This window comes from Streptomyces sp. NPDC006332 (genome assembly GCF_040612855.1).
GTDB lineage: Bacteria > Actinomycetota > Actinomycetes > Streptomycetales > Streptomycetaceae > Streptomyces.
Window position 1 is genome coordinate 1 of the sequence record NZ_JBEXRA010000112.1, and the last position, 9,151, is coordinate 9,151.

A 9,151-nucleotide genomic window follows, 5' to 3' on the forward strand; every position below is an offset into this window, starting at 1 on the left:
CAGGCCACCGCCACCGCATCCGGCACCCGCGCAGCCTGCTCCTCGAACACCTCCACCACCGGCCGCTCCACCACCGGCCCCGCACCCACCGACCAGTCGGCGAGCGTCTTCGCCTCCTCCTCCGGCAGAAGGACGAGCCGGGCGTCGCCGTTCGGGTCGGCAGCCATCGCCTCCAGGACGGCGCGGTACATGCCGGCCAGCCGGGTCGCGTGCGCACGGCTTAGGGTGCGCGAATCGGCCCGCAGGTTGATCCGGCCGGGGGACGTCGAGACCGAGAAACCGAACTCGTTGGTGCTGTTCCCGGTGCTGGCGGAGGCGTCGATCATGCTGGTGTCGCTACCGCTGAAGTCCTGGTAGCTGAAGTACACGTCGACGAGCCTGCTGCCGTTGCCGAACTCCTGCTGGACGGCGGGCATCGGGAAGTTGCGGTGCTCCCACATGCCGAGTTCCTGCCGGAACACGTCCTGCACCATCTCCTGCCACGTCCCGGCCGTGCGAGCTACCGCGAACGGGAGGATGTTGAGGTACATCCCGTACACCCGCTCGGCGCCCACCGCCTCGGGCCGGACGTGCGCGACCAGGCCGGTGAAGAACTCCTCCTCACGGGTGAGCTGGCTCATCACCTTCAGGTGCGCGGTGTGCAGCACGCTCTTCAGTGACACCTTCGCCGCCGCAGCGAGACGCTGGAGCCCGTCCGTCAGGTCGCCGAAGGCCACCTCCAGCTTGTACTTCTCCGGATCGGCGTCGCCGGCGTCGCCCCAGCCCTCGGGCATGGTGAACTTCTCCCGGCCGACGACGACGTCACGCCAGTGGCCACGGTGCCGGTCCGATGCCAGTGCGGAGAGTTCCGCGGCGACGGTGTCGGCGAACCGTATGGCCGGGGCGGGCAGCTGCTCCGGGTCCCGGCCGTCGGCGTGGGCGCGGTAGATCTCCAGCAGTTCGGTCAGCAGTCCGCTGAAGCTCCACCCTTCGAGGATCACATGGGACTGCGCGATGGTGAACTGCCAGCTTCCGTCGGCGCACTGGTGGATCGCGATACGCACGAGGGGCCCGGCCGCGTGGTCGAACGCCGTCGAGTTCTCCTCGGCGACGAACTCCCGCAGCGCGTATTCCTGTTCCTCCTCGCTGCGGTCGCTCAGGTCGAAGAACCGCACGGGTGTGGGCACCTCGGCGTGCACCAGCTGCATGGGCACCGAGTAGCGGTCCAGCTCCAGTGAGGTGCGCAACACGTCGTGCCTGCGCAGCAGTTCCGCCACCGCGGACCGCATGGCCTCCTCCACCACCGGCCGTCCGTCCCGGACCCGCAGGGACGTCACGAGGTGGTAGTTGAGCCGATCACCGGCGCCCAGCATCTCCACCAGCATGCCGATCTGGTTCTGCATCATCGGGTAGGCGTCGGTCAGGCCCTCGGGCAGCAGTGCCCGGTCGGCGTCCCCGACCAGCGCGAACGGCTTGACCGCCGCCGAGGTGAGGGGGCCGCCGTCGGCCGGTCGGCCCGAGAGCCGCTCGCACAGCGCTCCGAGCGTCTGCGCCTCCAGGGTCTCGCGGACGGTGACGTCGTAACCGGCCTCCCGCAGGGCACCCACCAGCATCACGGCGCGAATGGAGTCGCCGCCCAGCTCGTAGAAGCCGTCCTCGACACCGACCCGCTCCACGCCCAGGGTCGCCTGCCAGATCGCGGCGACTCGTTCCTCCAGCGGGGTGCGCGGGGCGACATGGCCGCGCCCGGTGCTGATCGCGGAGGCGTCGGGGGCGGGCAGGGCACGACGGTCGAGCTTGCCGTTGACCGTGAGCGGGATGCGCTCGACGGTCACAAAGGCCGCCGGGACCATGTACTCCGGCAGTTCCAGGGCGACGAACGCCCGCAGCTCGGCGGTGGCGGGCAACTCGCCGTCCGGGACGACGTAGGCGACCAGCCGCTCGTCCCCGACGATCACCACCGCTTCGCGGATCGCCGGGTGGGCGGCCAGCCGGGCGCTGATCTCGCCCGGCTCGATCCGGTAGCCGTGCAGCTTGACCTGGTCGTCGGTCCGTCCGATGAACTCAAGGCTGCCGTCCTGCCGGCGGCGCGCGAGGTCACCGGTGCGGTACAGGCGGGCGCCGGGCGGGCCGAACGGGTCCGGCACGAAGCGTTCCGCGGTCAGTTCCGGCCGGCCGAGGTAGCCACGGGCAACGCCCGGGCCGCCCACGTGGATCTCGCCCGGTGCGCCCATCGGTACCAGCTCGCCGAACCGGTCCAGCAGGTGCATCGTCATGTCGCTGAGCGGACGTCCGATCGGCGCGGCCGCACCCGGCACGACATCGCGCGGGGTGAGCCGGTGGTAGGTGCAGTAGACCGTCGTCTCCGTCGGCCCGTACATGTTCACCAGCGCGGTACGGCCGAGGCCGAGGCGTTCGGTCCATGGGCGTACGTCGGCCACCTCCAGCTTCTCGCCGGCCAGGACCACCGCGCGCAGCGACAGCTGCTTGAGCCGCTTCTCGCCCGGTGCGGTCGCCGTGGCGATCAGCGAGCGGAAAGCGGTCGGGGTCTGGGCCAACACCGTGACCTCGCGCTCGACGAGCAGCTCCAGGAACTCCTCCGGCGAACGCGTCACCTCCCGCTCCACCACGACCAGGGTCCCGCCGTGCAGCAGCGCACCCCACATCTCGAACACCGACACGTCGAAGGCGTAGGAGTGGAACAGCGTCCACACGTCGTGCTCGTCGAAGCCGTAGTGCTCCTGCATCGTGTCGAGCAGTCGCACCACCTGGGTGTGCGCCAGGGTGACGCCCTTGGGGCGGCCGGTGGAGCCGGACGTGTAGATGACGTAGACGATGTTGTCCGGTGCGACCGGTGTCTCGGGTGCGGTCTGCGGGCGGGAGGCGATCGTCTCCGCGTCCCGGTCCAGCACGACGAGTTCACCGTCGTACACGTCCTCCAGCACCGGTCCGAGGCCCCCGGAGGTCACCACGGCCCGCGCCCTCGCGTCAGCGAGGACGAACCCGAGCCGTTCCGCCGGGTTGGCCGGGTCCAGCGGCAGGTATCCGGCACCCGCCTTCAGTACGCCCAGCAGGGTCGGCATCAGGTCGGGGCCGCGCTCCAGACACACACCCACCAGGGACTCCGGGCCCACGCCCAGCGAACGCAGGTGATGCGCCAGCCGGTTGGCACGCGCGTCGAGCTCCGCGTACGTCAGTTCCACGTCGCCGGCGATCACCGCGACCGCGTCCGGCGTCGCCGCGGCACGCTCCGCGAAGATCTCGTGGACACACTGCTCCACCGAGGCGCTCTGCACGGACGACACGGCGCCGAGCAGCGCCTCCCGTTCCCCGGCGGGCAGGTACACCGCCCGGGCGTCACCGTCGGCGTCCGCCGCCATCGACTCCAGAACCGCCCGGTACATCCCCGCCAGCCGGTCGCCATTGGCACGGCTGACGGCGTGCGTGTGGGTGGCCAGGGTCAGGTGGTGGGTGCCGTGGCTGTGCACGGACAGCTCGAACTCGTTGGGAGCGTCGCTGATGCCGGTGCCGGTGTCGACGACGTCCGTGTCCACCTGGTGGAAGTCGACGTAGTTGAAGTAGGCGTCGACCAGGCGGCGGCCGCCGCCCCACTGGCGCTGTATCTCCGGCATCGGGTAACGCCGGTGCCGCCAACCGGCCAGTTCCGTGGCGAGCACCTCGCGCACCGTCTCCCGCCAGGTCCGGGCGGACCGGCCGGCCGGGAACGGCAGGGTGTTGAGGTGCATGCCGAGCACCCGGTCGGAGCCCGGGGCCTCCGGACGGGTGTGGAAGACCACGCCCGTGTGGAAGGTGTCGTCCTCGGTGAGCTGGCTCATCACCTTCAGGTGCGCCGCCAGCAGCACGCTCTTCACCGGTACCTGTGCCTCGGTGGCCAGGGCCCTCAGCCGGTCCGCCAGGTCGTCGACCGGGACGCGGACGCTGTACACCTCCTGCGGGCGGCCCGAGGTGTCGGCCCAGTCGTCCGGCAGCGCGAACGGCCGGTGGTCGAGGGCCACTCGCTCCCAGTACGCGCGGTCCTCGGCCGAGGCCAGGGACTCCAGTTCACCGGCGACGCAGTCCGCGAAACGTACGGCGGGCGCCTGGTAGGGCTCCGGTTCGCGGCCGTCCCGGAGCAGCCGGTAGCAGTCCAGCAGCTCCGTCTGCAGGGAGTGGTGGCTCCAGCCCTCCAGGATGACGTGCGACTGGGTGAGCGTCAGCCACCACGCGTCGTCGCTCTCCAGGTGAGCGAAGACCCGCAGCAACGGCGGCCGGGACAGGTCGAACAGCGTGGCGCGTTCGTGGGCCGCGTGGTCGACGAGCCGCTGCTCGCCGGCTTTGCGGTCCGTCGTCCCGCGCAGGTCCGCCCAGCCGACCGGCACCTCGGCTGTGCGGTGGACGATCTGCAGCGGCACCGAGTGGCCCGACAGGTGCACCGACGTCCGCAGCACCTCGTGCCTCTCCACCAGCAGCGCCACGGCGGAGCGCAGCGCCTCGGCGGAGAACGGGCCGTCGTCCCGGACCCGGACCATCGTGACGTTGTGATAGTTGTTCCGGCCGTCCCCGGAGAGCAGTTCGGCTGCCATGCCCAGCTGCGCCTGCGTCAGCGGGTAGGCGTCGACCGCGTCCTCGGGCAGCCGCGCCCGGTCCGTCTCCGGCAGCAGCGCGAACGGCTGTACGGCGTTCTCGTCCGCGACTGCTCCGCCGGCCGGTGCACGGCCCGCCAGCATCACGGCCAGCTGCGCGACCGTGCGGTGTTCGAAGACCTCCTGCACGCCGACCTCGAAGCCGGCACCGCGCAGTGCCCCCGCCAGGGCGACGGCCCGGATGGAGTCGCCGCCCAGCTCGAAGAAGCCGTCCTCGACACCCACCCGTTCGAGGTCCAGTACGTCGCTCCAGACGGCGGCCACGCGAGCCTCCAGCCAGGAGCGCGGCGCCACGTACTCGCCGGCCGCGAAAGCGTCCGCGCCGGGAGCCGGAAGGGCACGCCGGTCGGCCTTGCCGTTCGCGCCCAGCGGCATGGCGTCCAGCCGTACGTAGGCCGACGGCAGCAGCGCATCGGGCAGCTCGTGGGAGAGCTGGGCGCGCAGCTCGGCCGGGTCGGCCGACCGTCCCGGGGCCGGGACGACATAGGCGACCAGCCGCGGCAGGCCCGCGCTGTCCTCGCGGACCACGACGACGGCGCTCGACACCTCGGGCAGAGCGCTCAGCGCCGCCTCGGTCTCGCCGGGTTCGACGCGGGCGCCGCGGATCTTGACCTGGTCGTCGGTGCGGCCCAGGAACTCGACGGTGCCGTCGGCCCGCCACCGCGCCCGGTCGCCGGTGCGGTAGAGCCGGGCGCCCGCCGGGCCGAACGGGTCCGGCACGAAGGAACGCGCGGTCAGGTCGGGCCGGTTCAGATAGCCGAAGGCCAGGTTGACACCGCCGATGTACAGCTCGCCGGGGGCGTCGACCGGGACCGGGTGCATACGGGCGTCCAGGACGTGGATCGTGACGTTGTGCATCGGTGAGCCGAGCGGCACACGGTGCAGCCCGTCCAGCCTGTCGGGCGCGCAGTGCCAGGCCGTCACGTCGACCGCGGCCTCGCACGGACCGTACTGGTTGTGCAGCTCCGCCCACGTCAGACGGGTGGTGAACTCCTTCGCCAGGGCGACGGGGAGGTCCTCGCCACCGGACACCACGATCCGCAGGGACTGCAGCTCGGACAGGTCGTCCACGGCGAGGACGGCGGCCAGCATCGACGGCACGAAGTGCAGGTTCGTGACGCCGTACCGGGCGATCGCCGCCCGCAGATAGCCGGGGTCACGGTGACCGCCGGGCCGGGCCACCGCGATCCGGGCGCCGGCCATGAGCGGGCCGAAGATCTCGGCGAGCGACGGGTCGAAGCCGATCGGGATCTTCTGCAGCACCACATCGGCGGCGGTCAGCCGCAGGTAGGTGCGCTGCGTCCAGTCGAGCCGGTTGACCAGGCCGCGGTGGTCGCAGAGCACGCCCTTGGGACGGCCGGTCGAGCCCGATGTGTAGATGAGGTAGGCGGCGTCGTCCGGGCCGGTGACGGGCTCCGGGTTCCGTTCGCTGCGACCGCTCCAGCGGTCCTCGTCGTCCAGCAGCACCTCGGTGGCGCCGCTTCCCTCGACCAGCGGGAGCAGTTCGTGCCGGGTGACCAGGACGGCGACCTTGGCGTCGCGGACCATGTGGGAGATCCGCTCGGCGGGATAGTCCGGGTCCAACGGCACATACACGCCGCCCGACTTGAACACCGCGAGGACGGTGACGAGCAGCTCGACCGACCGCTCCACGCAGACGCCGACGAGGGTGCCCGGAAGCACACCCGTGCCCCGCAGATGGTGGGCGAGCCGGTTGGCCCGCGCGTTGAGCTCGGCGTAGGTGAGCTCGATGTCCTCGAAGACCACGGCCACGGCGTCGGGCGTCGCCTCGACCTGCTGCTCGAACAGCTCGTGCAGGCAGGCGTCGACCTGCTCGGCACCCGTGTCGTTCCAGGTACCGAGGATCCGCTCCAACTCCCCGGCGGGCAGCCTCGGCACGACGGCGTCGGCCTCGTCGTCCGCGGCCATCGACTCCAGCACCGCCCGGTACATCGCGCCGAGCCGCTCGCCGTCGGCCCGGCTGAAGTGCTGGGTGCCGGTCTTCAGGACCAGGCCCTCGGCCGCCGTGGTCACGGCGAGCGAGAACTCCATCGAGCCCGCGCCCAGACCCGCGTCGACGTCGACGACGTCGGCGTCGACAGCACCCGTGAAGTTCAGGTAGTTGAACATCACGTCCACGAGCCGCCCGCCCCGGGCCTCCCGCTGGATCTCGGGCAGCGGGTGGCGCCGGTGCGGCCAGAGCTCGACCTCACGGGCGAAGACCTGCTGGACCAGCTCCCGCCAGGTGCGTGCGCTACGGTCCACCGCGAACGGCAGCGTGTTGAGGTACATGCCCGGCACCCGGTCGGCGCCCAGCGCCTCGGGGCGCGCGTCGCAGACCAGTCCGGTGTGGAAGGCGTCCTCGTCGGTGAGCTGGCTCATCACCTTCAGGTGTGCGGCGAGCAGCACGCTCTTCAGCGACACCTTGGACCGGGTGGCGAACGCGCGCAGCTGCGCCTCCAGGTCCCGCAGCGGGACGACGACCGTGTAGTCCGTGTCCGGTTCGTCGGCCGGGGACAGGGTGCCCGGAAGCGACAGCGGCGTGTACTCCTCGCAGATGCCCCGCCAGTAGGCGCGGTCCTCGGTGGAGGCGAGGGATTCCAGCTCGCCGGCCACGAAGTCGGCGAAGCGCACGGCAGGGGCCTCGTACGGCTCCGGCTCCAGGCCGTCCCGCAGCCGCCGGTAGCAGGAGACCACCTCGGTCAGCAGCGAGTGCTGGCTCCATCCTTCGGTGATGGCGTGGGTCTGGGTGAAGGACAGCCGCCAGCCGGCGTCGTCCTCCACGTGTACGGCGGCCCGCAGCAGGGGCGCTGTGCTCAGGTCGAACACCGTGTCCCGCTCGGTCACCACGAAGTCCCGCAGCACCTGTCGGCGCGCGTCCTCGTCCAGCTGCCGTATGTCGTGCACGGCCAGCGGAACGTCGGCCTCGGCGTACACGACTTGCATCGGAACGGCGTAGGTGTGCATGGCGAACGCCGTACGCAGGATGTCGTGCCGCCCGGCGACCAGGTGCAGGGCCTTCCGCAGCGCGTCGGCGTCGAAGGGCTGGTCGTCCCGGATCCTGAAGCCGCTGACGTTGTGGTAGTTGTTCCGGCTGTCGTCGACGAGCATCTCGACGACCATGCCGAGCTGGACCTGGGACAGCGGGTAGGCGTCGACGACGCCTTCGGGGAGCTTGGCCCGGTCCTCTTCACTGATCAGTGCGAACGGCTCGACCCGCCGGTCGGCGTCCGTCACCGCGGGACGTCCCGTGATCAGCTCGGCCAGGCCGGCGACCGTGCGGTGCTCGAAGACGTCTCGCACGGCCACGTCGAACCCGGCCGCTCGCAGCGAGCCGACCAGGGCGACGGCACGGATGGAGTCACCGCCGAGTTCGAAGAACCCGTCTTCGACACCGACGCGCTCGACGCCGAGGACCTCTTGCCAGACCTCGGCCACCCGCTCCTCCGTGGGAGTGCGGGGAGCGACGAAGGTGTGACCGGTTTCGACGGAGGCGTCGGGCTCGGGCAGGGCGCGGCGGTCGAGTTTGCCGTTCACGGTGAGCGGGATTTGGTCCAGTTCGACGAAGGCCGCCGGGACCATGTACTCGGGCAGTTCCAGGGCGACGAACGCGCGCAGTTCGCCGGTGGCGGGCAGCTCGCCGTCCGGGACGACGTAGGCGACCAGCCGTTCGTCGCCGACGATCACCACCGCTTCGCGGATCGCCGGGTGGGCGGCCAGCCGGGCGCTGATCTCGCCCGGCTCGATCCGGTAGCCGTGCAGCTTGACCTGGTCGTCGGTCCGTCCGATGAATTCCAGGCTGCCGTCCTGCCGGCGGCGGGCGAGGTCACCGGTGCGGTACAGGCGGGCGCCGGGCGGGCCGAACGGGTCCGGCACGAAGCGTTCCGCGGTCAGTTCCGGCCGGCCGAGGTAGCCACGGGCCACGCCCGGGCCGCCCACGTGGATCTCGCCCGGTGCGCCCATCGGTACCAGCTCGCCGAACCGGTCCAGCAGGTGCATCGTGGTGTCGCTGAGCGGACGTCCGATCGGCGCGGCCGCACCCGGCACGAGATCGCGCGGGGTGAGCCGGTGGTAGGTGCAGTAGACCGTCGTCTCCGTCGGCCCGTACATGTTCACCAGATGCGGGGCGTCGAGGCCCAGCCGGTCCGTCCACGGACGCAGCTCACCGACCTCGAGTTTCTCACCCGCGAGGATGACCGCACGCAGGGCCAACTGCCCGCTTTGGGGATCGCCCTGACCTGCCGCTGCCACCAGTGAGCGGAAGGCGGTCGGGGTCTGGGCCAGCACCGTGACCTCGCGCTCGACGAGCAGCTCCAGGAACTCCTCCGGTGAACGCGTCACCTCCCGGGGCACGACGACCAGGGTCCCGCCGTGGAGCAGGGCACCCCACATCTCGAACACCGACACGTCGAAGGCGTAGGAGTGGAACAGCGCCCACACGTCGTGCTCGTCGAAGCCGTAGTGCTCCTGCATCGTGTCGAGCAGTCGCACCACCTGGGTGTGCGCCAGGGTGACGCCCTTGGGGCGGC

1 protein-coding gene is annotated in these 9,151 nt (G+C 71.4%); it reads right to left on the reverse strand.

Features of this window, described 5'->3' with window-relative positions:
* Positions 1–9,151: amino acid adenylation domain-containing protein (locus ABZ027_RS42525; RefSeq protein ID WP_356778372.1), on the reverse strand; the 9,151-nt coding region annotated here is incomplete at both ends.